Origin of the sequence: Diaphorobacter sp. MNS-0 (assembly GCF_019602835.1) — a bacterium.
Lineage (GTDB): Bacteria > Pseudomonadota > Gammaproteobacteria > Burkholderiales > Burkholderiaceae_C > Diaphorobacter > Diaphorobacter nitroreducens.
Genome location: NZ_CP080761.1, coordinates 2,492,116 through 2,518,177, shown reverse-complemented (window position 1 = coordinate 2,518,177; position 26,062 = coordinate 2,492,116). Strand labels below are relative to the sequence as shown.

General features: G+C 65.3%; 25 protein-coding genes. 14 read left to right on the top strand and 11 right to left on the bottom strand.

What is annotated here, in order from left to right; all coding sequences use genetic code 11:
- Positions 1-5 precede the first annotated feature (5 nt).
- From K2L43_RS11995 to K2L43_RS11970, 6 genes are all read left to right on the top strand, one after another.
- Entirely contained in the window at positions 6-1,289 is a 1,284-nt protein-coding gene (locus K2L43_RS11995) for a mechanosensitive ion channel family protein (RefSeq protein WP_220637630.1), read from the top strand.
- A gap of 161 nt (positions 1,290-1,450) precedes the next feature.
- The gene (locus K2L43_RS11990; protein ID WP_220637629.1) at positions 1,451-2,200 is read left to right on the top strand and encodes an electron transfer flavoprotein subunit beta/FixA family protein; all 750 of its coding nucleotides are present in this window, start codon (positions 1,451-1,453) and stop codon (positions 2,198-2,200) included.
- Between the two features lie 21 nt (positions 2,201-2,221).
- Entirely contained in the window at positions 2,222-3,154 is a 933-nt protein-coding gene (locus tag K2L43_RS11985) for an electron transfer flavoprotein subunit alpha/FixB family protein (protein WP_015913713.1), read from the top strand.
- A gap of 80 nt (positions 3,155-3,234) precedes the next feature.
- The gene (locus K2L43_RS11980) at positions 3,235-5,025 is read left to right on the top strand and encodes an acyl-CoA dehydrogenase (RefSeq protein WP_011805964.1); all 1,791 of its coding nucleotides are present in this window, start codon (positions 3,235-3,237) and stop codon (positions 5,023-5,025) included.
- A 78-nt stretch (positions 5,026-5,103) separates the two neighbouring features.
- Complete coding sequence (locus K2L43_RS11975) at positions 5,104-6,060, top strand: nitronate monooxygenase family protein (RefSeq protein ID WP_220637628.1); 957 nt, start codon at positions 5,104-5,106, stop codon at positions 6,058-6,060.
- 186 nt (positions 6,061-6,246) lie between these two features.
- Positions 6,247-7,410 carry an acyltransferase gene (locus tag K2L43_RS11970; protein ID WP_220637627.1) on the top strand — a complete coding sequence of 388 codons (1,164 nt, stop codon included), beginning with the start codon at positions 6,247-6,249 and terminating at the stop codon, positions 7,408-7,410.
- Between the two features lie 55 nt (positions 7,411-7,465).
- Here the strand turns inward: K2L43_RS11970 and rnk are convergent, their stop codons facing one another.
- Positions 7,466-7,873 (bottom strand): nucleoside diphosphate kinase regulator, encoded by a 408-nt coding sequence (rnk, locus tag K2L43_RS11965; protein WP_011805961.1) that lies wholly within the window; start codon positions 7,871-7,873, stop codon positions 7,466-7,468.
- A gap of 307 nt (positions 7,874-8,180) precedes the next feature.
- On the opposite strand from rnk, the gene K2L43_RS11960 reads away from it, so the two are divergent.
- From K2L43_RS11960 to K2L43_RS11950, 3 genes are all read left to right on the top strand, one after another.
- A complete protein-coding gene (locus K2L43_RS11960) occupies positions 8,181-9,182 on the top strand; it encodes an IS1595-like element ISCsp2 family transposase (RefSeq protein ID WP_011805635.1) in 1,002 nt (333 codons plus the stop codon).
- Positions 9,183-9,246: 64 nt separating this feature from the next.
- Positions 9,247-10,404, top strand: coding sequence for a PA0069 family radical SAM protein (locus K2L43_RS11955; RefSeq protein ID WP_220637626.1), 1,158 nt, complete (start codon positions 9,247-9,249; stop codon positions 10,402-10,404).
- A 55-nt stretch (positions 10,405-10,459) separates the two neighbouring features.
- Positions 10,460-10,759, top strand: a complete 300-nt coding sequence (locus K2L43_RS11950) for a putative quinol monooxygenase (protein ID WP_015913708.1) — start codon at positions 10,460-10,462, stop codon at positions 10,757-10,759.
- Between the two features lie 180 nt (positions 10,760-10,939).
- Here K2L43_RS11950 and fghA read toward each other — a convergent pair whose 3' ends face one another.
- The 10 genes from fghA to K2L43_RS11900 form a co-directional block, all read right to left on the bottom strand.
- Positions 10,940-11,824: an S-formylglutathione hydrolase gene (gene fghA, locus K2L43_RS11945; protein WP_135149781.1), complete on the bottom strand. Its 885-nt coding sequence runs from the start codon at positions 11,822-11,824 to the stop codon at positions 10,940-10,942.
- 106 nt (positions 11,825-11,930) lie between these two features.
- Complete coding sequence (locus tag K2L43_RS11940) at positions 11,931-13,046, bottom strand: S-(hydroxymethyl)glutathione dehydrogenase/class III alcohol dehydrogenase (protein WP_220637625.1); 1,116 nt, start codon at positions 13,044-13,046, stop codon at positions 11,931-11,933.
- 34 nt (positions 13,047-13,080) lie between these two features.
- Complete coding sequence (locus K2L43_RS11935; RefSeq protein ID WP_015913705.1) at positions 13,081-13,347, bottom strand: metal/formaldehyde-sensitive transcriptional repressor; 267 nt, start codon at positions 13,345-13,347, stop codon at positions 13,081-13,083.
- Between the two features lie 314 nt (positions 13,348-13,661).
- Positions 13,662-14,972 carry a citrate synthase gene (locus K2L43_RS11930; RefSeq protein WP_220637624.1) on the bottom strand — a complete coding sequence of 437 codons (1,311 nt, stop codon included), beginning with the start codon at positions 14,970-14,972 and terminating at the stop codon, positions 13,662-13,664.
- A 42-nt stretch (positions 14,973-15,014) separates the two neighbouring features.
- Positions 15,015-15,287 (bottom strand): succinate dehydrogenase assembly factor 2, encoded by a 273-nt coding sequence (locus tag K2L43_RS11925; RefSeq protein WP_047350435.1) that lies wholly within the window; start codon positions 15,285-15,287, stop codon positions 15,015-15,017.
- Positions 15,288-15,292: 5 nt separating this feature from the next.
- Entirely contained in the window at positions 15,293-15,997 is a 705-nt protein-coding gene (locus tag K2L43_RS11920; protein ID WP_011805952.1) for a succinate dehydrogenase iron-sulfur subunit, read from the bottom strand.
- Positions 15,998-16,027: 30 nt separating this feature from the next.
- On the bottom strand, positions 16,028-17,833 hold the full coding sequence (sdhA, locus tag K2L43_RS11915) for a succinate dehydrogenase flavoprotein subunit (RefSeq protein ID WP_011805951.1): 1,806 nt from the start codon (positions 17,831-17,833) through the stop codon (positions 16,028-16,030).
- Between the two features lie 22 nt (positions 17,834-17,855).
- Complete coding sequence (gene sdhD / locus K2L43_RS11910; RefSeq protein WP_015913703.1) at positions 17,856-18,221, bottom strand: succinate dehydrogenase, hydrophobic membrane anchor protein; 366 nt, start codon at positions 18,219-18,221, stop codon at positions 17,856-17,858.
- A 47-nt stretch (positions 18,222-18,268) separates the two neighbouring features.
- Positions 18,269-18,703, bottom strand: a complete 435-nt coding sequence (gene sdhC / locus K2L43_RS11905; RefSeq protein WP_220637623.1) for a succinate dehydrogenase, cytochrome b556 subunit — start codon at positions 18,701-18,703, stop codon at positions 18,269-18,271.
- 137 nt (positions 18,704-18,840) lie between these two features.
- On the bottom strand, positions 18,841-19,629 hold the full coding sequence (locus K2L43_RS11900) for a GntR family transcriptional regulator (protein ID WP_220637622.1): 789 nt from the start codon (positions 19,627-19,629) through the stop codon (positions 18,841-18,843).
- 200 nt (positions 19,630-19,829) lie between these two features.
- Here K2L43_RS11900 and K2L43_RS11895 point away from each other — a divergent pair, with 200 nt between their 5' ends.
- From K2L43_RS11895 to acnB, 5 genes are all read left to right on the top strand, one after another.
- On the top strand, positions 19,830-20,816 hold the full coding sequence (locus K2L43_RS11895) for a malate dehydrogenase (RefSeq protein ID WP_220637621.1): 987 nt from the start codon (positions 19,830-19,832) through the stop codon (positions 20,814-20,816).
- Positions 20,817-20,828: 12 nt separating this feature from the next.
- Positions 20,829-21,605: a trans-aconitate 2-methyltransferase gene (tam, locus tag K2L43_RS11890; protein ID WP_220637620.1), complete on the top strand. Its 777-nt coding sequence runs from the start codon at positions 20,829-20,831 to the stop codon at positions 21,603-21,605.
- Positions 21,602-22,612, top strand: coding sequence for a CoA ester lyase (locus K2L43_RS11885; RefSeq protein WP_196995368.1), 1,011 nt, complete (start codon positions 21,602-21,604; stop codon positions 22,610-22,612). Before tam ends, K2L43_RS11885 begins: the two co-directional genes overlap by 4 nt.
- Positions 22,613-22,671: 59 nt before the next feature.
- Complete coding sequence (locus K2L43_RS11880) at positions 22,672-23,292, top strand: hypothetical protein (RefSeq protein ID WP_135149776.1); 621 nt, start codon at positions 22,672-22,674, stop codon at positions 23,290-23,292.
- Positions 23,293-23,406: 114 nt separating this feature from the next.
- The gene (gene acnB, locus K2L43_RS11875) at positions 23,407-25,998 is read left to right on the top strand and encodes a bifunctional aconitate hydratase 2/2-methylisocitrate dehydratase (RefSeq protein ID WP_220637619.1); all 2,592 of its coding nucleotides are present in this window, start codon (positions 23,407-23,409) and stop codon (positions 25,996-25,998) included.
- Positions 25,999-26,062 lie beyond the last annotated feature (64 nt).

Genomic DNA, 26,062 nt, shown 5'->3' with positions numbered 1-26,062 from the left:
CGCTGATGGAATGGTGGGAACGGCTGGCGGCCGACTTCCGGCTGTCCAGCCTGTGGCTGGAACTGGCGGTGCTGGCCGGTAGCGTGGCACTCGCTTATGGGCTGAGCCGGCGGGCCGGTCGAGGACAGCCGCCGGAGTCGGTCTGGTTCGGCCGCCGCATCGTGGACGGGTTGATGTTTCCTGCGGTGGTGCTGGCACTGGTGTATGCGGCGCGCGTGGTGATGGAGCATTACCAAGCGGTTTTCCTGCTGCGCCTGGGGGTGCCGGTGTTCACATCGCTGGTGCTGATCCGCTTCGTGGCACGCGTGCTGGCCATGGCGTTTCCGCGTTCAGGCCTGATGCGCCTGATGGAGCGCGTGCTCTCCTGGCTGGCCTGGGGCGTGGCCGCCTTGTGGATCGCCGGGCTGCTGCCGCGCGTGCTGCAGGAACTGGACGACATCCGCATCGCGTTCGGCAAGTCCAGCGTCAGCCTGCTGGCGCTGCTGCAAGGCGGTCTGTCCGCGGTCCTGGTGCTGGTGGCTGCGCTGTGGGCGGCGTCGACTTTCGAGCGGCGCGTGCTCGACCATGCGGTGGCCGACCTGTCCATGCGCAAGGTGGCGGTGAATGCCACGCGGGCGCTGCTGCTGTTCGTGGGGTTGCTGCTGGCGCTGGCCGCTGTGGGGGTGGACCTCACCGCGCTGTCGGTTCTGGGCGGTGCGCTGGGCGTGGGCCTGGGCTTTGGCCTGCAGAAGCTGGCGGCCAATTACGTCAGCGGCTTCGTGATTCTGCTGGAACGCTCGCTGCGCATTGGGGACAACGTGCGCGTGGATGGTTTCGAGGGCCGCATCACGGACATCAAGACGCGCTACACGTTGATCCGCGCGGGCAACGGGCGCGAGTCCATCGTGCCCAACGAAAGCCTGATCACCCAGCGCGTGGAAAACCTGACCGCGTCCGACCGCAAATTCAACCTCACGACCAATATCACCGTCGCCTACGGCAGCGATGCCGCAAAGGTGCAGCAGATCCTGTGTGCTGCGGCGAGTGCGCAAGCGCGCGTGCTGGGCGACCCGGCGCCCGTAGCCTTCTTGCTCGATTTCATGCCCGACGGGCTGGTGTTCAACCTCAATTACTGGATCAATGATCCGGCTGCCGGTACTGCCAGCGTGCGGTCTGCCGTCAACCTCGCGGTGCTGGAAGGCTTGCGCACAGCGGGTATCGAGATCGCACAGCCGCAGCGCGTGGTGCATGTCGTGGCTTCGACGCCGGGGCAGGATGGAGTCGCGCCGGCGGCATTGCCACCGGCGTAGGCCTCGACCTGCCATGAATGCACTGGCATAATCGTCAAAAAGCACGATCGTTCGTTTTTGCCTTGTGCACCATGTTTCCGTGACGGAAATGCTGCGGTGCGCAATAGAATGGACCGGTTTACGTAAACGTCAAGCAATCAACTATTGAAGGAGCCGCAGCAATGAAGGTTTTGGTCCCCGTCAAGCGCGTGGTGGACTACAACGTGAAGGTCCGGGTGAAGTCGGACGGCACGGGCGTAGACATCGCGAACGTGAAGATGAGCATGAACCCCTTTGACGAAATCGCCGTGGAAGAGGCGGTGCGGCTCAAAGAAAAAGGCGTGGCCACGGAAGTGATCGCGGTGAGCTGCGGCGTGGCGCAATGCCAGGAAACGCTGCGCACGGCGATGGCCATTGGCGCCGACCGCGGCATCCTGGTGGAAACCGATGCCGAGCTGCAACCCCTGGCCGTGGCCAAGCTGCTCAAGGCCCTGGTGGACAAAGAGCAACCGGGCCTGATCATCCTGGGCAAGCAAGCCATCGACGACGACGCCAACCAGACCGGCCAGATGCTGGCGGCCCTGGCCGACCTGCCCCAAGCCACCTTTGCCAGCAAAGTCGAAGTCAGCGGCGACCAAGTCAGCGTCACCCGCGAAGTCGACGGCGGCCTGGAAACCCTGGTCCTGACCACCCCGGCCGTCATCACCACCGACCTGCGCCTGAACGAGCCGCGCTACGTCACGCTGCCCAACATCATGAAGGCCAAGAAAAAGCCGCTGGACACCGTCAAACCCGAAGACCTCGGCATAGACGTGGCCCCGCGCCTCAAGACCCTCAAGGTGGCCGAACCCCCGAAGCGCGGCGCCGGCGTGAAAGTGCCCGACGTCGCCACGCTGGTGGACAAGCTCAAGAACGAAGCCAAGGTCATCTAAAGGCAGGACAGGAGAAACAACATGACCGTACTCGTCATTGCAGAACACGACAACGCCAGCCTCAAGGCCGCCACCCTGAACACCGTCACCGCCGCACTCGCCTGCGGGGGCGACGTGCACGTGCTCGTAGCCGGTGAAGGCGCGCAGGCCGCCGCCCAGGCCGCCTCCCAAATCGCAGGCGTCGCCAAAGTCCTGCACGCCGACGGCGCCAGCCTGAAGGACGGCCTGGCCGAGAACCTGGCCGCCCAGGTGCTGCAGATTGCCGGCAACTACAGCCACATCCTGTTCCCGGCCACCGCCAGCGGCAAGAACGTCGCCCCGCGCGTGGCCGCCAAGCTGGACGTGGCGCAGATCAGCGACATCACCAAAGTGATCTCCGCCGACACCTTCGAGCGCCCCATCTACGCGGGCAACGCCATCGCCACCGTGCAAAGCGCGGACAGCGTCAAGGTCATCACCGTGCGCGGCACCGGCTTTGACGCGGCGCCCGCCACGGGCGGCAGCGCCGCGGTGGAAACCACCGCCGCCGTGGCCGACGCCGGCAAGAGCAGCTTTGCAGGACGCGAAGTCACCAAGAGCGACCGCCCCGAGCTCACCGCCGCCAAGATCATCGTCTCGGGCGGCCGGGCGCTGGGCAGCAGCGAGAAGTTCAACGAAGTCATGACCCCGCTGGCGGACAAGCTGGGCGCGGCCATTGGCGCCAGCCGCGCAGCGGTGGACGCGGGCTACGCCCCGAACGACCTGCAGGTGGGGCAAACGGGCAAGATCGTTGCGCCGCAGCTGTACATCGCGGCGGGGATCTCGGGGGCCATCCAGCACCTGGCAGGGATGAAGGACAGCAAGGTGATCGTGGCGATCAACAAAGACCCGGAGGCGCCGATCTTTGCGGTGGCCGACTACGGGCTGGAGGCCGATCTGTTCCAGGCCGTGCCGGAACTGGTGAAGGCCCTGTAAGCCGCTGCGCCGGCAAAAAGGCATCGCTTGCGATGCCTTTTTTTTGATCACATTCGTACCGTTTTGAGTTGGAGACACCCATGAGTTACACCGCCCCCGTCAAGGACATGCTGTTCGCCATCGAGCACTTGGCACGCATCGACCAGGTCGCGCAGATTCCCGGTTTCGAGGATGCTGGTCTGGACACGGCCGCTGCCGTGCTGGAAGAGTGCGCGAAGTTCAACGAGGGCGTGGTGGCTCCGCTCAATGTGGTTGGCGACGAGAAACCCTCCTGGTTCAAGGATGGTGCCGTGACCACCACGCCGGGCTTCAAGGAGGCCTTCAGCCAGTTCGCCGAGGGCGGCTGGCAGGGCTTGCAGCACCCTGCCGACTTCGGCGGCCAGGGCCTGCCCAAGACCATCGGCGCGGCCTGCGTGGAAATGCTCAACAGCGCCAACCTGAGCTTTGCGCTGTGCCCGCTGCTGACCGATGGTGCCATCGAGGCGCTGCTCACGGCCGGCAGCGACGAACTCAAGGCCACCTACCTGGAAAAGCTGGTCACGGGCGAGTGGACCGGCACCATGAACCTGACCGAGCCGCAGGCAGGCTCCGACCTGGCGCTGGTGCGCACCAAGGCCGACCCCCAGCCCGACGGTACGTACAAGGTCTTCGGCACCAAGATCTTCATCACCTATGGCGAGCACGACATGGCGGAGAACATCGTGCACCTGGTGCTGGCGCGCGTGGCGGGTGCACCCGAGGGCGTGAAGGGCATCAGCCTGTTCGTGGTGCCCAAGTTCCTCGTGAACCAGGATGGCAGCCTGGGCGCGCGCAACGACGTGCATTGCGTGTCCATCGAACACAAGATGGGCATCAAGGCGTCGCCCACGGCCGTGCTGCAGTACGGTGATAACGGCGGCGCCATCGGCTACCTCGTGGGTGAGGAAAACCGGGGCCTGGAATACATGTTCATCATGATGAACGCCGCGCGCTACGCCGTCGGCGTGCAGGGCATCGCGGTGGCCGAGCGCGCCTACCAGAAGGCCGTGCAGTACGCGCGCGACCGCGTGCAAAGCCGCCCGGTCGACGGCAGCGTGGCCGGCAGCGCCGCCATCATTCACCACCCCGACGTGCGCCGCATGCTGATGACCATGCGCGCCTACACCGAGGGTTGCCGCGCCATGGCCACCACGGCTGCTGCGGCCTACGACGCCGCGCACCACCATCCCGATGCCGAGGTGCGCAAGCAGAACGCGGTGTTCTATGAATTCATGGTGCCACTGGTCAAGGGCTACAGCACCGAAATGAGCCTGGAAGTGGCCAGCCTGGGCGTGCAGGTACACGGCGGCATGGGCTTCATCGAGGAAACGGGCGCTGCGCAGTACTACCGCGACGCGAAGATCCTCACCATCTACGAAGGCACGACCGCCATCCAGGCCAACGACCTGGTGGGCCGCAAGACGGCGCGCGACGGCGGCCAGACGGCCAAGGCGATTGCCGCGCAGATCGAGGCCACCGAGGGCGAGTTGCGCGCCAGCGGCACGGCCGACGCTCAAGCGGTGGCCCAGCGCCTGGCTGCCGCACGCCAGGCATTCCTGGAAGTGGTGGATTTCATCGCCGGTGGCGCCAAGGCCCACCCCAACGACGTGTATGCGGGCAGCGTGCCCTATCTGATGCTGGCCGGCAATCTGGTGGCGGGCTGGCAGCTGGCGCGCGCGTTGCTGGTGGCGCAGGAGCTGTCCGCCAAGGGACAGGACGTGGCCTTCATGCAGGCCAAGATCGCCACGGCGCGCTTCTATGCCGACCACCTGCTGACCAAGGCGCCGGGCCAGCGCGACGCAATCGTGCACGGCGCGGCCAGCGTCACGGCTCTGCCGCTGGAAGCATTCTGAAAATTGCTTCTGTTTTGATAGCTGCTAGCGCTTGCGGGTAAAGCGCTATAGCCCATTTTTATTATGGAGACCGTCCGCATGTCCAAACTGCCCCCAGCGTTGCAGAAACCCTCGCTGCCCGTCATCGGCTCGCCGCTGTTCATCATCAGCAACCCCCAGCTCGTGATCGAGCAGTGCAAGGCCGGCATCGTGGGCTCCATGCCTGCGCTCAACGCACGGCCGGCGGAGCAACTCGACGACTGGCTCGCCGAGATCACCGAAACGCTGGCGGCGTGGGACAAGGCGCATCCCGAGTCGCCCTCCGCTCCGTTCGCTATCAACCAGATCGTGCACAAGAGCAACGACCGGCTGGAGCACGACATGCAGGTCTGCGCCAAGTACAAGGTGCCGATCGTCATCACCAGCCTGGGCGCGCGCGAGGACGTGAACCAGGCCGTGCACAGCTGGGGCGGCATCGTGCTGCACGACATCATCAACAACAAGTTCGCGCACAAGGCCATCGAGAAGGGGGCCGACGGCCTCATCGCCGTGGCGGCGGGCGCGGGGGGGCACGCAGGGGTGAAGAGCCCGTTTGCGCTGATCCAGGAAATCCGCCAATGGTTTGACGGTCCGCTCGCGCTGTCGGGCTCCATCGCCTCGGGCGGCGCCATCCTGGCCGCGCAGGCCATGGGCGCGGACTTCGCCTACATCGGCTCGGCCTTCATCGCCACGCACGAGGCGCGCGCCATCGATGCGTACAAGCAGGCCATCGTCGAGGGCAACTCCGACGACATCGTCTACAGCAATCTGTTCACGGGTGTGCACGGCAACTACCTGGCGCAGTCGATCCGCGCGGCAGGCCTGGACCCCGACAACCTACCGGAGTCCGATCCGAGCAAGATGAACTTCGGTGGCGACGCCAAGAAGGCTTGGAAGGACATCTGGGGCTGCGGCCAGGGCATCGGCAGCATCACCGAGGTCACTTCGACGGCTGAACTCGTCGCGCGCCTGCGCCGCGAATACCAGCAAGCGCGCGAGCGCCTGGCCCTGGGCTGATGCCCGCGCGGGGCTGCCACGTAGCCCCGTTGGCCCAACGGCGCCCCAGGGGCGCCGTTTTTGTTGATGCGCGTGCGCTGTGTAGCGGTCAGCAGCATCAGCGCAAAAGGCGCAAAATCTTGGGCTTGCCCGATTACCGTGAACCCCCGTCGCAGGCCTGCTGCCGGCACGGGGTTCCTGTTTTGAATGTCCCAGCACACCCCGTCTCATGCCTCCCGCAGTGCGTTGATCGACTGCACCAAAGGCCTGGCCTGCGCCGCCATCGTCTGGCACCACCTGGCGTTCTACGGGCCCATGTCCGACGTGGCGCGCCAAGCGGTGCCGGGGTTGATCGACTGGCTCTACGAATACGCGCGCATGGCGGTGCAGGTGTTTCTGGTGCTGGGGGGCTTCCTGGCAGCGGCCAGTCTGGCGCCGCAGGGGCAGGCGCGCTTTACCGACCCAGCCCAGCGCATCGCACGGCGCTTCGTGCGCCTGGTGGTGCCCTACGCGGTGGCGCTGGTGATCGCCATCGTCGTGCAGGCGGCCGTGCAACCGTGGTTCGACCACGCCTCGGTGTCCGACGTGCCGGACCTGGGCCAGTTGCTTGCGCATGCGTTGCTGCTGCAAAGCGTGCTGGACGAGGAGTCGCTGTCGGCCGGCGTGTGGTACGTGGCCATCGACTTTCAGCTGTTCGCGCTCACCACACTGATCCTGGCTGGCGTATCACGCGTGGCGGTGGCGCTGCGCGCGCGTGGTGTGTCCCGCTACTGGCCCTGGGCCCTGAGCGGCGCGCAGGCACTCGTGGCGACGGGCGTCGCCGCCTCGCTGCTGTACTTCAACCGCGACGCCGATTGGGACGTCTGGGCGGTGTATTTCTTCGGTGCCTATGGCCTTGGCATGCTGGCCTACTGGGCCGTGCAGTCGCCCCGCGCGCTGGGAGCCTGGAGCTGGGCGCTGCTGATCGCGGCGCTGGTGGTGGCGGCGTTGGCACTGGAGTGGCGCCCCCGCATTGCGCTGGCCGGCGTGACTGCGCTGCTGCTGGTGGTGGCCATGCGCAGCCCGGCCATGCAGCGCTGGCAAGGCTGGGCACCGCTCAGCCGGCTGGGGCAGATCTCGTATTCGGTATTCCTCGTGCACTTTGCGGTGTGCGTGCTCGTCAACGCGGTGGAAAGCTACTTCTGGCCGCAGTCAGTAGCCGCCGCGATGGCGGGCATGGGCATCGCTTTCGTGCTGTCGATCGCCGCGGGCCACCTGCTGTACGAGCGTGTGGAGCGCCACGTTCCCACATGGCAATCTGCGCTGCGCTGGCAGGCCGGGCTCGTGGGAACCGGCCTGCTGACCACCGCGCTCATGGCAGGCCTGCGCTGACGAAAAAAAGGCAGCCAGTCATGGCTGCCTCGGGTCTTGGGTGGTGCGATCGCGCTCAGCGATGCAGCTCACCCGCGTTCTCGGGTTGGAACTCAATGGCGTCCACGCGCACGGTGACCTGGCCGGTGGGGCTGGGCATCTGGAATTCGTCGCCCACGCCCAGGCCCAGCAGTGCGATGCCGACGGGTGCGAACACCGACACCTTGTCGCCCGAGCCGTCCATCTCCTTCGGGTAGACCAGCGTCAGCGTGTTCGTCTTGCCGGTTTCCAGCAGCGTGAAGCGCACGGTGGAATTCATGGTCACCACGTTGGGGGGCATGTCCTTGGGATCGAACACGTCGGCGCGGTCCAGCTCGGCCTCCAGTGCTTCCCGGCCAGGAAAGGGGGCGGTTTGTTTTTCCAGCAGGGCTTCGATGCGCTCCAGGTCCAGGGACGACAGGATGATGTGGGGCTTGCGCTGCATGGTGTGATTCCCTTGTAAACGATAGTGAAAGCGCGTCTGCCGGGCAGCCGCGCTCAAACGGACAAAAGCCCGGGCAACGGGGTTGTCCGGGCCAAGGCATGTTCTCAAAAAAAGCACCAATTGGGTGCGGAAGTGGTGAATTGTGCGGCCGGGTGGCGCGTTTGCCAAGGGATCTCACACGCGCGCAGTGCGAATTGCGCTGCGCTTGCAGCCCTCCGGCAAATGGCGTAGGCCTTTGGATATTGCCAGAATAACTGTTTATTTATAAGGGGTATCTATTTAGCTCCAGTGACGTGAGAATAGCTGGATGGAAACCCAGATGCTAACGCCAACTCCTGGAGGGGACTACCCCCGCACCTGGAACGAATTTCTTGACTGGTTTGCCACCGAAGAGGCTTGCCAGGCGTTCCTGGAGAAGCTTCGGTGGCCCCAAGGCTTCGTCTGCCCGCGTTGCGGCAACGCTGGCGATGTGTACCGCGCCAGCCGCACCCGCCTGATGTGCCGCTCATGCCAGTACCAAGGCACAGTGACATCTGGAACCATCTTTGACAAGACGCGCACACCGCTGCGTGTCTGGCTGGCTGCAGCTTGGTACCTGACCAATCAGAAACAAGGCGTGAGCGCCCTGGGGCTGCAGCGCGTATTGGGTTTGGGGAGCTACCAGACCGCCTGGACCATGCTGCACCGGTTTCGACGTGCCATGGTCCGCCCGGGCCGGGACAAGCTCAAGGGGCTTGTGGAGGTGGATGAAACGTACCTGTCCATCACGGATCGCAAGAATCCCGCCACCCCTGCAGGGCGCAAGAGCAGCACCACCAAAGTGTTGATGGTCATGGCGGTGGAGATCGTGGAGCCCAAGGGGTTTGGGCGCATCCGGTTACGCCGCATTGACCGAGACGCCGCCACCCACGTAATCCCCTTTGTGCAGGAGGTGGTCGAGCCTGGAGCCCAGGTACGCACGGATGGTTCGGCGGCATACCGCGCTCTGGGAGAACTGGGTTACACCCACCAGCGCACCGTCATGCTCGGCTCAGGCGTACCTGCCCATGTCTCCATGGCGGGAGTGCACCGGGTCGCCTCACTGGTACAGCGCTGGGTGCTGGGAACACATCATGGCTCTGTACAGCCAGACCACCTGGACGCCTATCTCGATGAATTCGTGTTCCGTTTCAACCGGCGCACATCCAGCTCACGCGGGATGCTGTTTTACCGCTTGCTGCAGCAAGCGGTGGTTACGCCGCCAGTGACGTATGGGGATGTCGTGAGCAAGAACACCGGGGAGAGCCAATCGGATACCATTGCTGGATGAAATCACAGTATCAATGGGGCTGCTGGAGCTAAATAGATACCCCTTTTATTCATACAGTTATTCAATGCATTCCGAAGACGACCCCCCGCCCTCACTGGCTCCTGTCGTATGGGCGCCCGTGCAGCCGCTCAAGGGGCGGGGTACGGCCACGCGTATGGCCCACCGTTTCATGCGCGATGCGCGCGAGGCGTTCGACGACGGCTGGGGCGGGTCGGCGGAGGGTGTGACGGGCGACGAAAGTGCCGCGCCCGCTGCGCCGCTGACCCAGGTGATCTGGGAAGATGCGCGCAGCGCGCTGTGCGGCAACGATTCGCCCGACATTTTCTTCGAGCAGTCGGTGAACCCTTACCGCGGCTGCGAGCATGGCTGTGTGTACTGCTACGCACGGCCCACGCACAGCTACCTCAACCTGTCGCCGGGGCTGGACTTCGAGACCCGCATCATCGCCAAGCGCAATATCGCCGAGGTGCTGCGGGGCGAGCTGGCGCGCGTCAGCCATCGGCCTTCGGTGGTCAACATCGGCTCCGCCACCGACTGCTACCAGCCGGTGGAGCGTGAGCTGCGCCTCACGCGCGCGCTGATCGAGGTGATGCGGGATGCGCGACACCCGTTCTCGCTGATCACCAAGAGCAGCGGCGTGGAACGTGACCTGGACCTGCTGGCTCCGCTGGCGCACAGCCGGCTGGCGGCGGCCTACGTGACCATCACCACGCTGGATGCGCGCCTGGCCCGCGTGCTGGAGCCGCGCGCGGCCGCGCCGCACCGGCGGCTGCGCACCATCCGCGCGCTGGCCGAAGCCGGCGTACCCGTCGGCGTGAGCGTGGCGCCGCAGATTCCTTTCATCACCGAGGACATGGAGCAGGTGCTGGCCGCCGCGCGCGACGCGGGCGCCACCTCGGCCTTCTATACGGTGATCCGCCTGCCGTGGGAACTCAATGCCCTGATGCGCGAGTGGCTGCAACTGCACTACCCGCAGCGTGCCGAACGCGTGCTGGCGCGCATTCAGGATCTGCACGGCATCGACGCAACCGCGCGTATCGCGGGCAAGAGCTACGACAGCAGCCACGCCACGCGCATGAAGGGCTCGGGCCTGTGGGCCGACCTGTTGCGCCAGCGCTTCGAGAAGACCTGTGCGCGCCTGGGCCTGAACCGCCAGCGCACGGAACTGGACCTGTCGCAGTACCGCCCGGCGCTGGCGTGCGGGCAGGGCGTGCTGTTCTGAGCGCGGTGCGCGCCGCGGCTAGCATGGGCGCTTTGCTGTGGGGAGGGAGTGGTGAATGCTGTTGATCGTAGGAACCATTCGCCTGCCGGCGGACGGGCTGGCCGCCGCGCTGCCGGCCATGCGGGCGATGGTGCAGGCTTCACGGGCCGAACCGGGCTGCATCGAATATGCGGATGCGCAGGATGTGCTGGACGCCGGGCTGATCCACGTGCATGAGCTGTGGCGCAGCCAGGACGACCTGGACCGGCACTTCGCCAGTGCCCACATCGCGCAGTGGCGCGCTTTGTGGCCGGCGCTGGGCATCGGCGGGCGTGACCTGCGCGCTTACGCGGTGGGTGCGCCCCGCCCGGTATGAGCGGTTTGGCGGGCGTCGGGTGTCAGACGGTGCATGACCTCGGGCGGCCCGGGCCACCGCGAAAGGGCGGCAGAAACGCGGCCAGTCGCGGCGCCAGGCGCATCCCTCGTGCGGGCTGTAGCGGGCATTCGCAACGGCGCGCGGACAGGTTGGGCGGAACGAGAGAGCCGGGCGGTTCGTTCACACTGCCTCAGGCGCGCCCAACTGCTGCGCGTGGTGGCGCAGGTGGTCGTCGATGAAGCTCTGGATGAAGTAGTAGCCGTGGTCATAGCCCGCGTGGCGGCGCAGCGTGAGCGGCTGGCCGATGGCGCTGCAGGCCGCCTCGAACAGGTGCGGGTGCAATTGATCGGCCAGGAATTTGTCGTCCAGCCCCTGGTCGATGAGGATGCCGCCGGGGTAGGGCGCGAGGGGCTGGTTCTCCATGAGCACGGTGGCGTCGTGCTGTCCCCAGGAGGAGCGGTCCGGGCCCAGGTAGCCGGTGAACGCCTTCTCGCCCCAGGGGCAGCGCGTGGGGGCGCAGATGGGTGCGAAGGCCGACAGGCTCTTGAACCGGCCCGGGTGGCGCAGTGCCAGCGTCAGCGCGCCATGGCCGCCCATGCTGTGGCCAAACAGGCCCAGCCGGGCACCGTCGATGGGCAGGGCGTTGGTGACAAGCGGCAGCAGTTCCTCCAGCAGGTAGCTTTCCATGCGCCAGTGCGTGGACCAGGGGGGTTGCGTGGCGTCCAAATAGAAGCCCGCGCCCACGCCGAAGTCCCAGGCGTCGGCCTCGCCCGCCACGCCCGCGCCGCGCGGGCTGGTGTCGGGGGTGATGAGGGCCAGGCCCAGCTCTGCCGCCAGGCGCTGGGCGCCGGCCTTGGTGGGGAAGGTCTCCTCGGTGCAGGTCAGGCCCGCGAGGTAGAGCAGCGCTGGGACCTTTCTATCCGCACTCTCGGCTGCCAGCGCACGGGGCGGCAGGTAGACGGCGAAGCGCATCGGCAGACCCACTGCGTGCGATGCATGGCGGTAAAAGCGTTGCTCGCCGCCAAAGCAGGCGTGGGCCGAGAGTTGTTCCAGGGTGTCGGACATGGGCGTGTTGCTCCTTTTTAAGTAGCTGCTGGCGCTTGGTATGGGCGGGATTCAGTAATAAAAGTACTGGAATCCCTTGCGCATCAAGCGCCAAGCGCTCCTGTTTTTATGCAGCGTAGTTCACCACCGAGCGGATCGACTTGCCCTCGTGCATCAGGTCGAACGCCTGATTGATGTCCGTGAGGCCCATGGTGTGGGTGACGAACGGGGCGAGCTGGATCTTGCCGGCCATGGCGTCCTCCACCATGCCGGGCAGTTCGCTGCGGCCCTTGACGCCGCCGAAGGCCGTACCCAGCCACTTGCGGCCCGTGACGAGCTGGAAGGGACGGGTGGAGATCTCTTGTCCCGCACCGGCCACGCCGATGATCACGCTCTGACCCCAGCCGCGGTGTGCGCATTCCAGCGCCGCACGCATCACGTTGACGTTGCCAATGCACTCGAAGCTGTGGTCCACACCCCAGCCAGTCATCTCCACGATCACCTGCTGGATGGGCTTGTCGAAGTCCTTGGGGTTCACGCAGTCGGTGGCTCCGAAGGTGCGTGCCAGGTCGAACTTGCTCGGATTGGTGTCGATGGCGATGATGCGGCCCGCGCCGGCCAGTCGGGCGCCCTGGATCACCGCCAGGCCGATGCCGCCCAGGCCGAACACGGCCACGCTGTCGCCCGGCTGCACCTTGGCGGTGTTCTTGACCGCGCCCAGCCCGGTGGTCACGCCGCAGCCCAGCAGGCAGACCTGCTCGGGGTTGGCATCGGGGTGAACCTTGGCCAGCGACACCTCGGCCACCACGGTGTATTCGCTGAACGTGGAACAGCCCATGTAGTGGTACACGGGCTGGCCGTTGTACGAGAAGCGCGTGGTGCCGTCGGGCATTACGCCCTTGCCCTGCGTGGCGCGCACGGCCACGCACAGGTTGGTCTTGCCGCTCTTGCAGAACAGGCATTCGCCGCATTCGGCGGTGTACAGCGGAATCACATGGTCGCCCGGCTTGACGCTGGTGACGCCTTCGCCCACCTCCACCACGACGCCCGCGCCCTCATGGCCCAGCACGGCGGGGAAGATGCCCTCGGGGTCGTCGCCGCTGAGCGTGAAGGCATCGGTGTGGCATACGCCGGTGTGGGTGATCTTGACCAGCACCTCCCCCTTGCGGGGCGGGGCCACGTCGAGTTCGACGATCTGCAGGGGTTCACCAGCTTTGAAGGCGACGGCGGCACGGGATTTCATGGGAGGGCTCCTTGTGGTGAAAGGGTGGGGGACGTTACTTCAGGTACGAGCGCAGCAGGGCCAGCGTCTCGTCCACGGCCTCGGGCGAGGGGGCGGGCTCTTGCGCCAGGGTTTCGCGCACATGGCTGTCCAGCATGTCGGCCATCAGCCCATGCACGGCGCCGCGCAGGGCGGCCAGCTGCTGCAGGATGGGTGCGCAGTCGCTGCCCGCCTGCACGGCGCGCTCCAGCGCCTCGGCCTGGCCGCGGATGCGGCGCAGGCGTGTGATGGCGCGTTGCTTGTCTTCGGCGGTATGGGGCATGGCGGTTGGATGGGCGGGCGTTGTGCCGGGACGTGTTGCTATGTGTCTTGTACTAGGGGGAAGTATAAATCGATGGCGCTTTAGGATAAAGCGCTGGCGGGTATTAAATACCTATTACTGGGAGGGGGTATAGGTGGATGCGCCCGATCGGCGTGTCGCGCGGGCATTGGCGGCGCAGCGGTTGACCGCGGGCTGCAGCACGGTTCCCGTTGTGCGCAGCAAAAAGGCCCGGACGCAAAAAAGCCCGCAGGCAACAGGTGCGTGCGGGCTGGGGGCGGGGCACGCCTGCCTTCGCGGCAGGCGGCGCTGCTTGATCAGCGCTTGTTGAGGGCTGGAACGTCGCGGCGCTCGGCGCCCACGAACAGCTGGCGGGGGCGGCCGATCTTGTACTCGGGGTCGCCGATCATCTCGTTGAGCTGGGCGATCCAGCCCACCGTACGGGCCAGCGCGAAGATGCCGGTGAACAGGTTGACCGGGATGCCGATCGCGCGCTGCACGATGCCGGAGTAGAAGTCCACGTTCGGGTAGAGCTTGCGCTGCACGAAGTAGTCGTCCTCCAGGGCGATCTTCTCCAGCTGCTTGGCCAGGGCGAACAGCGGGTCCTTTTCCAGGCCCAGCTCCGCCAGCACTTCGTTGCAGGTTTCCTGCATGAGCTTGGCGCGGGGGTCGTAGTTCTTGTACACGCGGTGGCCAAAGCCCATCAGCTTCACGCCGGAGGACTTGTCCTTGACCTTCTCCATGAACTCGCCCACCTTGGACACGCCGCCCATGGCCTGGATTTCTTCCAGCATGTTCAGGCAGGCCTCGTTGGCGCCGCCGTGGGCAGGGCCCCACAGGCATGCCACGCCGGCAGCGATGGCGGCGAACGGGTTGGTGCCCGAGGAGCCGCACAGGCGCACCGTGGAGGTGGAGGCGTTCTGCTCGTGGTCGGCGTGCAGGATGAAGATGCGGTCCATCGCGCGTTCGATCACGGGGTTGACCTTGTAGTCCTCGCAGGGCGTGCCGAACATCATGCGCAGGAAGTTGCCTGCGTAAGAGAGGTCGTTGCGGGGGTACATGTAGGGCTCGCCCTTGCCGTACTTGTACGCCATGGCCACCAGCGTGGGCATCTTGGCGATCAGGCGAATGGCGGAGATCTCGCGGTGCTCGGGGTTATTGATGTCCGTGCTGTCGTGGTAGAAGGCCGACAGCGCGCCCACCAGACCGGTCAGCACGGCCATGGGGTGTGCGTCGCGGCGGAAACCGCGCAGGAAGAACTGCATCTGCTCGTTGACCATCGTGTGCTTGGTCACGCGGTCGTTGAACGTGGCCTTCTGCGTGGCGTTGGGCAGCTCGCCATTCAGCAGTAGGTAGCAGGTTTCGAGGTAGTCGCACTGGGTGGCGAGCTGCTCGATGGGGTAGCCGCGGTACAGCAGCTCGCCCTTGTCGCCGTCGATGTAGGTGATGGACGACTGGCAGGAGGCCGTGGAAAGGAAACCGGGGTCATAGGTGAACATGCCCGTTTGCGCGTACAGCTTGCGGATGTCGACCACGTCCGGGCCGATGCTGCCTTGGTACACGGGGAGTTCCACGCTCGGGCTGCCGTTGCTGAACGATAGCGTCGCTTTGTTGTCTGCCAGTTTCATTTCCAGTTTCCTTCTGTTGTTTGCCTTGCACGGGGCTGGGGCTTAAGCGCGGTTGCGCAACTGCTCCAGCACTTCCTTGACTTCGTCCTTAGCGACTTCGCCCGTGGGCTCCTTGCGGCGCAGCAGCAGGTCCAGCAGGTCGTTGTCCGACAAGTCCATCAGTAGCGTGAGTCCTCGCGCCTGACGGATCGTCAGGCAGGAGCCGTGGGTTGCGAAGAACCGCTCGAGAAACAGGTCGTTCTCCACCAGCCCGCGGCGGCAGCGCCACCGCAGGATGGCCACTTCGCGTTCGTCCAGCAGCGCTTCGTCAGCCATGGTTCTCAGATGGCACGGCGTGCCATCAATTCCTTGATCTTGCCAATCGCGCGCGTGGGGTTCAGGTGCTTGGGGCACACGTCCACGCAGTTCATGATGGTATGGCAGCGGAACAGGCGGTAGGGGTCTTCCAGGTTGTCCAGGCGCTCGCCCGTGGCCGTGTCGCGGCTGTCCGCGATGAAGCGGTAGGCTTGCAGCAGGCCGGCGGGACCCACGAACTTGTCGGGATTCCACCAGAACGAGGGGCAGCTCGTGGAGCAGCTGGCGCACAGAATGCACTCGTACAGGCCGTTGAGCTCTTCACGCTCTTCGGGCGACTGCAGACGCTCCTTGGTGGGCGACGCGTAGATGTCGCTTTGCAGGTAGGGCTTGATCGAGTGGTACTGCTTGAAGAACTGCGTCATGTCCACGATCAGGTCGCGGATCACCGGCAGGCCGGGCAGGGGCTTCAAGACGATGTCGCCCGAGAGGGTCTTCATGTTCGTCAGGCAGGCCAGGCCGTTCTTGCCGTTGATGTTCATGGCGTCGGAGCCGCACACGCCCTCGCGGCAGGAGCGGCGGAACGACAGCGTGGGATCCTGTGCCTTGAGCTTGAGCAATGCATCCAGCAGCATGCGTTCGTGGCCGTCGAGCTCGACCTCCACGGTCTGCATGTAGGGCTTGGCGTCCTTGTCCGGGTCGTAGCGGTAGATCTTGAAAGTGCGTTTCATGGGTTGTTTCTCTCGTGGGCAGCGGCTGTCTTAGAACGTGCGGACCTTCGGAGGAATGCTGTCCACCGTCAGGGGCTTCATGTTCACGGGCTTGTAGCTCAGGCTGTTGCTGGCGCTGTGCCACAGCGTGTGCTTGAGCCACTCCTTGTCATTGCGGCCCAACGGGAAGTCGGGATGGTCGGCAGGGTGCTCGTAGTCGTCCACGGTGTGTGCGCCACGGCACTCCTGGCGGGCCGCGGCCGAGGTCATCGTGGCCTGGGCGACCTCGATCAGGTTGTCCACTTCCAGCGCTTCCATGCGTGCGGTGTTCCAGACCTTGGACTTGTCCTTCAGGGTCACGGTGCCCACGCGCTCGCGGATGGCGTTGATCTTGACCACGCCTTCGTCCATGCCCTTTTGCGTGCGGAACACGCCGGCGTGCTGCTGCATGGTCTGGCGGATGTCGTTGGCCAGGTCCTGGGCGTAGACGCCGTCCTTGGATTCTTCCAACTGGTTCAGGCGCGCCAGGGTGCGGTCGCTGCCATCGGCCGGCACGGCCTTGTGCTCGCCGTAGCCCCCAACGAATTGCACGATGTGCTTGCCGGCCGACTTGCCGAACACCAGCAGGTCGAGCAGCGAGTTCGTGCCCAGGCGGTTGGCGCCGTGTACCGACACCGCGGCGCATTCGCCGACGGCGTACAGGCCATTGACCACGTTGTTCTTCTCGCCGTCCCAGGTGACCACCTGGCCGTGGATATTGGTCGGAATGCCGCCCATCTGGTAGTGGATGGTGGGCACGACGGGGATCGGTTCCTTGGTGATGTCCACGTTGGCGAAGTTGTGGCCGATCTCTTCCACAGACGGCAGGCGCTTGCGGATGGTGTCAGCGCCCAGGTGGTCGAGCTTCATCAGGATGTAGTCCTTGTTGGGACCGCAGCCACGGCCTTCCTTGATCTCCTGGTCCATCGAGCGGGACACGAAGTCGCGCGGTGCCAGGTCCTTCAAGGTGGGCGCGTAACGCTCCATGAAACGCTCGCCATTGCTGTTCAGCAGGATGGCGCCTTCGCCGCGGCAGCCTTCGGTCAGCAGCACGCCCGCGCCGGCCACGCCGGTGGGGTGGAACTGCCAGAACTCCAGGTCCTGCAGCGGGATGCCCGCGCGTGCGGCCATGCCCAGGCCGTCGCCGGTGTTGATGAAGGCGTTGGTCGATGCCGCAAAGATGCGGCCAGCGCCACCCGTGGCCAGCAGCACGGCCTTGGCGTGCAGTTCGTACAGGTCGCCGGTTTCCAGTTCCAGCGCGGTTACGCCGACCACGTCGCCCTCAGCGTCGCGGATCAGGTCCAGCGCCATCCATTCCACGAAGAAGTTGGTCTTGGATTCGACGTTCTTCTGGTACAGCGTGTGCAGCATGGCGTGGCCGGTACGGTCGGCCGCGGCGCAGGCGCGCTGCACGGGCTTCTCACCGTAGTTGGCCGTGTGGCCGCCGAAGGGGCGCTGGTAGATGGTGCCGTCGGGGTTGCGGTCGAACGGCATGCCGAAGTGTTCGAGCTCGATCACCACCTTGGGTGCTTCGCGGCACATGAACTCGACGGCGTCCTGGTCGGACAGCCAGTCGCCGCCCTTGATGGTGTCGTAGAAATGGTAGTGCCAGTTGTCTTCGCTCATGTTGCCCAGCGATGCGGACACTCCGCCTTGCGCTGCCACGGTGTGCGAGCGGGTGGGGAAGACCTTGGACAGGCAGGCCACGTTCAGGCCTGCGCGGGACAGTTCCAGCGAGGCGCGCATGCCCGAGCCGCCGGCACCGACGATGACCACGTCGAACTTGCGCTTGGTGATGTTGGCTTTGGTGTAGCTCATTGTTTTCTTTCAGTCGCGGGAATCAGAGACGCCACAGAACCTGGATGCCCCAGCCGGTGCAGGCCACCAGCCAGACGATGGTGAAGACTTGCAGTGTCAGACGCAGGCCTGCCGGCTTGATGTAGTCCATCCACACGTTGCGCACGCCTACCCAGGCGTGCCAGGCCAGCGCCACGATGACGGACAGGGTCAGAACCTTCATCCACTGGCTGGAGAAGATGCCGGCCCACAGGTCGTAGCCGATGGGGCCCTTGCTGAAGATGACGCAGGCCAGCAGCACCAGGGTGAACAAAGCCATCAAGACGGCGGTGGCGCGCTGCACCAGCCAGTCGCGCACGCCATAGTGGGCACCCACGACGGTGCGCTTGGAGCCGTAATTCACGGACATGGAAATTCCTTTTTTATGTGAGAAAGTGATCTGCGCAGGTGCGCCGATCAGTACAGGCCGAAGAGCTTGGCGCCCAGAATCGCGGTCAGGCCGAAGCTTGCGACCAGCGTGACGGCAGCAGAGCTCTTGCCAAATTCCTTCGTGACGGCGGCATGGTTCATGTCCATCAGCAGGTGGCGCAGGCCGGCGATGAAGTGGTGCAGATAGCCCCAGATCAGGCCCAGGGTCAGCAGCTTGATGAGCCAGCCAGGCGCGAAGCCCAGGCCCGCCGAGAAGGCAGAGGTGAACTTGCCGAAGGAGATTTCCGACGACACCGAGGTATCGAACATCCAGATCACCAGAGGCAGCAGCAGGAACATGATCATGCCGCTGATGCGGTGCATGCCAGAAACCAGCGCGGCCAGCGGCCACCGGTAACTGGGCAGGTCGCGAAACGCGTGGATGTTGCGGTATTCAGGCCGTTGCTTGGCAAGTTCTGTCATGGCGTGTGTGCTTTCGTGGATGTAACTGCGTTGTAATTGCGCGGATGCAAACAACCCAAAATTCTATTGCAATGCTTTACGGGAAGCTTGCGGAGACTGCGTATTTTCCCTGGTTGCATTCGTGGTCGGGCAGTGGATCAGCTCAGTTCATTGTGATAGTGATGTGTGTCAGTCCGGTACAGCCCGCGCCGTAACTCCATGGGAACATCGTTATAGGTGTAAGCGAGGCGCTCCACGCTGAGCAGTGGTGTGGCGACGGGGATATTCAGCCATTGAGCCTGCGTTTCATCGGGAAACACGGCGCGGATCTTTTCTTCGGCGCGCACCATGCGCACGCCAAAATCCAGCTCGAACATGGCATAGGTGGGTCCCTGGTAGTGGGCCATCTGCTCCGCGGTCAGGCCCTTGAAGGCCTGCCCTGGCAGCCAGATGTCCTCCAGGATGGTGGGTACGCCCACAAACGACAGGATGCGCTTGACCTGCACCACCACATCTCCGGTCCGCAGCGCCAGCGTGCGTGCGATCTCCGCACTGGCGCGCATGCGCCGGCACTCCAGGATGGTGCGCTGCGCCGGGCCTTCCACGCGGGCGTCTCCCGTGTCAGGCCGCAATTTCAGGAAGCGGTACTGCACCTGCCGCTCTGCGTGGGTGGCCACGAAGGTGCCTTTGCCCTGGCGGCGCATCACGAGGTTTTCGGCTGCCAGCTCGTCGATGGCCTTGCGCACCGTGCCCTGGCTCACGCGAAAGCGCGCAGCCAGTTCCATTTCGCTGGGGATGGCTTCACCGGGCTTCCATTCACCATGCTGCAGGCTGTGCAGGATGAGCCCCTTGATCTGCTGGTACAGGGGGCTGAATGCGGGAGTCGATGCCCCCGCACCCGCGCCTGGGGGTGTGCCTTCTGCGGTCGGAGGGGGCGAGGAGGACATGGTGGGCTGTGCCGGGGGCGGAGCATGCCGCTGAATTGAGGGCGATCATATCTTATATAAGACATAAGACAAATTGACCCTGCGCAGTAATCGGCGGTAAACTCCTGGGCTGTTCTGCGGGGCACGGGCTGCTGATGACTGGCGCTGGTGCGACCTTGCACCAACACCACCTCCCTCACACCTCTTTCTGGAGTTTTCGCATGAGCAAGAAACCCGTTCGTGTCGCCGTGACCGGCGCTGCAGGCCAAATCGGTTACGCGCTGCTGTTCCGCATCGCTTCCGGCGAAATGCTGGGCAAGGACCAGCCCGTCATCCTGCAACTGCTGGAAATTCCCGACGAGAAGGCCCAGAACGCGCTCAAGGGCGTGATCATGGAATTGGAGGACTGCGCGTTCCCGCTGTTGGCCGGCATCGAAGCCCACTCGGACCCCATGACCGCCTTCAAGGATACCGACTACGCCCTGCTGGTCGGCGCCCGTCCGCGCGGCCCCGGCATGGAGCGTGCCGACCTGCTGGCTGCCAATGCCCAGATCTTCACGGCCCAGGGCAAGGCCCTGAACGCCGTGGCCTCGCGCAACGTGAAGGTGCTGGTGGTGGGCAACCCCGCCAATACCAACGCCTACATCGCCATGAAGTCGGCCCCCGACCTGCCGGCCAAGAACTTCACGGCCATGCTGCGCCTGGATCACAACCGTGCAGCTTCCCAACTGGCGGCCAAGGGTGGCTTCAAGGTGGGCGACATCAAGAAGCTGACGGTGTGGGGCAACCATTCGCCCACGATGTACGCCGACTACCGTTTCGCCACGGTGGACGGCAAGTCCGTGAAGGACGCCATCAACGACGAGGCCTGGTACAAGGATGTGTTCCTGCCCACCGTCCGCAAGCGCGGCGCAGCCATCATCGCCGCTCGTGGCCTGTCCTCGGCTGCGTCTGCCGCCAACGCCGCCATTGACCACATGCGCGACTGGGCCCTGGGCTCCAAGGGCGAGTGGGTGACGATGGGTGTGCCCTCCAACGGCGAATACGGCATTCCCGCCGGTATCGTGTTCGGCTTTCCGGTCACCACCGAGAACGGCGAGTACAAGATCGTCGAAGGCTTGCCCATCGACGCTTTCTCGCAAGAGTGCATCGACAAGACTCTGGCCGAGCTGCAAGGTGAGCAGGACGGCGTCAAGCACCTGCTGTAATCGCGCATCTCCATGCACGACTGGGATCCCGCGCTCTACCAGCGCTTCGAGAGCGAGCACACACGCCCGGCTGTCGAGTTGCTGGCGCGGGTCTCCCATCCCGCACCCCGCCACATCGTGGACTTGGGCTGCGGGAATGGCAATTCCACGCAATTGCTGCTGGAGCGGTTCCCGCAGTCGCAACTCATCGCTCTGGACAACTCCGAAGCGATGCTGGCCAGTGCGCGCAAGCGTTTGCCCGGTGTGCCCTTCGTGCAGGCCGACATTGCCGACTGGGCGCCCACCGTGGCGCCCGATTTGATTTTTGCCAACGCCTCCCTGCAGTGGGTGGCAGGGCATGCCGGGCTGTTCGCCCGGTTGATGCGCTGCCTGGCACCCGGCGGTGTCCTGGCGGTGCAGATGCCCGACAACCTCGACCAGCCGTCGCACCAGCTCATGCGCGAGCTGGCGAGCCAGTCTGCGTGGCGTGATCAGCTGGCGCATGCCGCGGACCAGCGCGCGGCGCTGTTGTCGGTGGAGGCTTATTACGACCTTCTCGCGCCCATGGCCTGCCGGGTCGATATCTGGCACACCGCGTACCGCCATGTCATGCCTTCGGTCCAGACTATCGTTGAGTGGCTGGAGTCCACAGGCCTGAAACCCTTCCTTGATCCGCTCCCCGCCGTGTTGCGGGATGCGTATCTGCAAGCCTACACGCAGCGCATTGGCGAGGCCTATACCGAGCGCGCGGATGGCCATCGGCTGTTTGCGTTTCCCCGTTTGTTCATCGTTGCCCAGCGTGCCCCATGACCTCGTCCGCTGCCCATCCCGCTGAAGTCCTGCTGGGCGCTCAGGCGGGCGCCCATGCGATCCCCGTATGCGACCACTACAGCGGCGTGGAAGTGCGCATGCGCAAGAGCCTGCAACTGCAGCAGGAGCTGCTTGCCGAGTTTGGCCATTGCGTGTTTGACGTGACGCTCGACTGCGAGGACGGCGCGCCCGTGGGGCAGGAGCGCGAGCACGCCATGCTGGTGGCACGCCTGGCGCGCGAAGCCGGGGCCGGCGCGCGCGTGGCGGCACGTGTGCACACGGTCGACCACCCCGCCTTCGCGCAGGACATGGCCATCATCGCCGGTGAGGCGGGGCAACACCTGTGCCACATCATGCTGCCCAAGGTGGAAACCGTGGACGACGTGCTCGCAGCCGAGCGAGCGCTGGAGGCCGCAGGCGCCAGCCATCTGCCGCTGCACGCCCTTATCGAGTCTCCCGCTGCCGTGCACCGGGCCTTCGAGATCGCCGCGCACCCGCGCATCCAGAGCCTGAGCTTCGGCCTGATGGACTTCGTTTCCGCCCATGGCGGTGCGATTCCCGCCTCGGGCATGACGTCCACCGGGCAGTTCGAGCATCCGCTCGTCGTGCGTGCCAAGCTGGAGATCTCCGCCGCCTGCCATGCCAATGGCAAGGTGCCATCGCACTGCGTGGTTACTGAATTCAGCGATCCCGACGCCATGCAGGCCGCGGCCGGCAGGGCTGCGCGCCAGTTCGGCTACACGCGCATGTGGAGCATCCACCCCGCGCAGATCCGGCCCATCCTGGCGGCTTTCGCACCGGAAGGTGCGGAAATCGCGCGGGCCAGCCGCATCATTTCTGCCGCCATCCAGGCTGACTGGGCTCCCATCAGCGAGGAGGGCGTACTGCACGACCGCGCAAGCTACCGCTATTTCTGGCAGGTACTCGAGCGTGCACACCAGACCGGCCGCATGCTGCCCGCCGAGGCGCAGGGCTGGTTTGCCAAGGCTGAGACCACGTCCACCTGATACGGGTATTCTTTTCGCCCCATCTGCCTTCCATTCATTCTTTCCCCGCAGGAGTCACCATGAAGACCCTCATCGCTTCCGCATTGATACTGTTGGCGCCCGCCCTCACCACGGCGCAGACGGCGACCAAGCCCGCCGCCCCCGCCGAGGCCAAGAAGAGCAGCGCCAAGCCTGCGGCGAAGAGCACCTCCGCCAAGGCGACCAAGCCCAAGGCCGAGAAGAAGAGCGACACCGTCGCCAAGGCATCGCCCACCAGCAGCCGCACGCGCCTGCACAGCGGTGCCGTGCAGGTGGCGTCGGGCCTGGCTGCGGCCGAGGCGGCGCTCACTCCCGAAGAACTGCAGATCGCCGAGCGCGTGTACACGGGACGCATGGCGTGCGAACTGGGCGCGTTCGTGAGCATCGAGGCCGATACGCAGTCGCCCGGGCGCTTCCATGTGGAAGGCAAGGGCTTCAAGTACCACATGGCCCCGGTAGCCACCACCACCGGCGCGGTGCGCCTGGAAGACCAGCGCGCGGGTGCCGTGTGGGTGCAGATCGCCAACAAATCCATGCTCATGAACCAGAAGCAGGGCCAGCGCATGGCTGACGAATGCATGAGCCCGCAGCAGGTGGTGGTGGCCGAGGCCATCAAGAAGAACCCGCCGCAAAGCCTGCTGGACAACCCGGCCGCCAAGTAAACCTAGAGCCGCCTGCCGGCGGGGCCACGCAGTGCACGCCTGCCGTGTGCGCCAGTGTGGCCGGCCGGTTGTCGCCCCACTTTGAAAACCTAGACTATCCCGGAGAAAGAATACATGTTGAAAGCCTACCGCGACCATGTGGCCGAGCGCGCTGCATTGGGCATCCCGCCGCTGCCGCTCGATGCCAAGCAGACGGCCGAACTGATCGAGCTGATCAAGAACCCGCCCGCTGGCGAGGAGGCTTTCCTGGTGGACTTGCTGACCCACCGCGTGCCGCCGGGGGTGGACGACGCAGCCAAGGTCAAGGCGTCCTTCCTCGCGGCCGTCGCCCATGGCGACATCACGGTCGGCCTGATTTCCAAGGCCAAGGCCACCGAGCTGTTGGGCACCATGGTGGGTGGCTACAACGTGCACCCTCTGATCGAGCTGCTGGACGACGCCGAAGTCGCTTCCGTGGCTGCCGAAGCGCTGAAGAAGACGCTGCTGATGTTCGACTTCTTCAACGACGTGGCCGCCAAGGCCAAGGCCGGCAACGCCAAGGCCCAGGAGGTCATGCAGAGCTGGGCCAATGCCGAGTGGTTCACCAGCCGCCCCGAGGTCGAGAAGAAAATCACCGTCACCGTGTTCAAGGTGCCCGGCGAAACCAACACCGACGACCTGTCGCCCGCACCCGATGCCTGGAGCCGCCCCGACATTCCGCTGCACTACCTGGCCATGCTCAAGAACACGCGTCCTGACGCGGCGTTCAAGCCCGAGGAAGACGGCAAGCGCGGCCCGATGCAGTTCATCGAAGACCTGAAGAAGAAGGGCCACTTGGTTGCCTACGTCGGTGACGTGGTGGGCACCGGTTCTTCGCGCAAGTCCGCCACCAACTCCATCATCTGGGGCACGGGCGTGGACATTCCCTTCGTGCCCAACAAGCGCTTTGGTGGCGTGACGCTGGGCGGCAAGATCGCTCCCATCTTCTTCAACACACAGGAAGACTCCGGCGCTCTGCCGATCGAAGTGGACGTTTCCAAGCTGGAGATGGGCGACGTGATCGATGTGCTGCCCTACGACGGCAAGATCGTGAAGAACGGCGAGACCGTGGCCGAGTTTGCGCTCAAGTCCGACGTGTTGCTGGACGAAGTGCAGGCCGGCGGCCGCATCAACCTGATCATCGGCCGCTCGCTCACCGCCAAGGCGCGTGAGTTCCTGGGCCTGCCCGCCTCGACCGCGTTCCGCCTGCCCCAGGCACCGGCGGCGTCCAATGCCGGTTTCACGCTGGCCCAGAAGATGGTCGGCCGCGCCTGCGGCCTGCCCGAAGGCCAGGGCATCCGCCCGGGCACGTACTGTGAGCCCAAGATGACCACCGTGGGCAGCCAGGACACCACCGGCCCCATGACGCGTGACGAACTGAAGGACCTGGCCTGCCTGGGCTTCTCGGCAGATCTGGTGATGCAGTCCTTCTGCCACACCGCTGCCTACCCCAAGCCCGTGGACGTGAAGACCCACCGCGAACTGCCGGCCTTCATCAGCAACCGCGGCGGCGTGGCTCTGCGCCCCGGCGACGGCGTGATCCACAGCTGGCTCAACCGCCTGCTGCTGCCTGACACCGTGGGCACCGGCGGTGACTCGCACACCCGCTTCCCCATCGGCATTTCCTTCCCCGCAGGCTCGGGCCTCGTGGCTTTCGGCGCTGCCACCGGCGTGATGCCGCTGGACATGCCCGAGTCGGTGCTGGTGCGCTTCAAGGGTGAGATGCAGCCCGGCGTGACGCTGCGCGACCTGGTGCACGCGATCCCGCTGTACGCCATCAAGGCGGGCCTGCTGACCGTGGCCAAGGCCGGCAAGAAGAACATCTTCTCGGGCAAGATCCTCGAAATCGAGGGCCTGCCGGACCTGAAGGTGGAGCAAGCCTTCGAGCTGTCCGACGCCTCGGCCGAGCGTTCCGCCGCCGGCTGCACGATCAAGCTCAACCCCGAGCCGATCAAGGAGTACCTGCGCTCCAACATCGTGCTGATGAAGAACATGATCGCCGATGGTTACCAGGACGCGAAGACGCTGCAGCGCCGCATCGAGAAGGTGGAAGCCTGGCTCGCCAAGCCCGACCTGCTCGAAGCCGACAAGGACGCCGAATACGCCGCCGTGATCGAGATCGACCTGGCCGACATCAAGGAGCCCATCGTCTGCTGCCCGAACGATCCGGACGATGCCAAGTTCCTGTCCGAAGTGGCCGGCACCAAGATCGACGAGGCCTTCATCGGCTCGTGCATGACCAACATCGGCCACTTCCGCGCTGCGGCCAAGCTGCTGGGCGGCCAGCGCGACATTCCGGTCAAGCTGTGGGTGGCTCCGCCCACCAAGATGGACCAGAGCGAGCTGATCAAGGAAGGCCACTACGCCGCCTTCGGCACGGCTGGTGCGCGTACCGAAATGCCCGGCTGCTCGCTGTGCATGGGCAACCAGGCCCAAGTGCGTGAAGGTGCGACGGTGATCTCTACCTCCACCCGCAACTTCCCCAACCGCCTGGGCAAGAACACCAACGTGTTCCTGGGCTCGGCCGAGCTGGCCGCCATCGCCTCGCGCCTGGGCAAGCTGCCCACCAAGGAGGAATACCTCCAGGAAATGGGCGTGATCGATGCCGACAAGGCCAGCGTGTACCGCTACATGAACTTCGACCAGATCGAGGAATATGCAGAGGTCGCCAAGGGCGTGACGGCCTGATCGCCGGCTGAGGCCCGGGCCGCGGCGCGGCCCCTCCCGTCAACCCCCGCAGGGCGCATGCCTG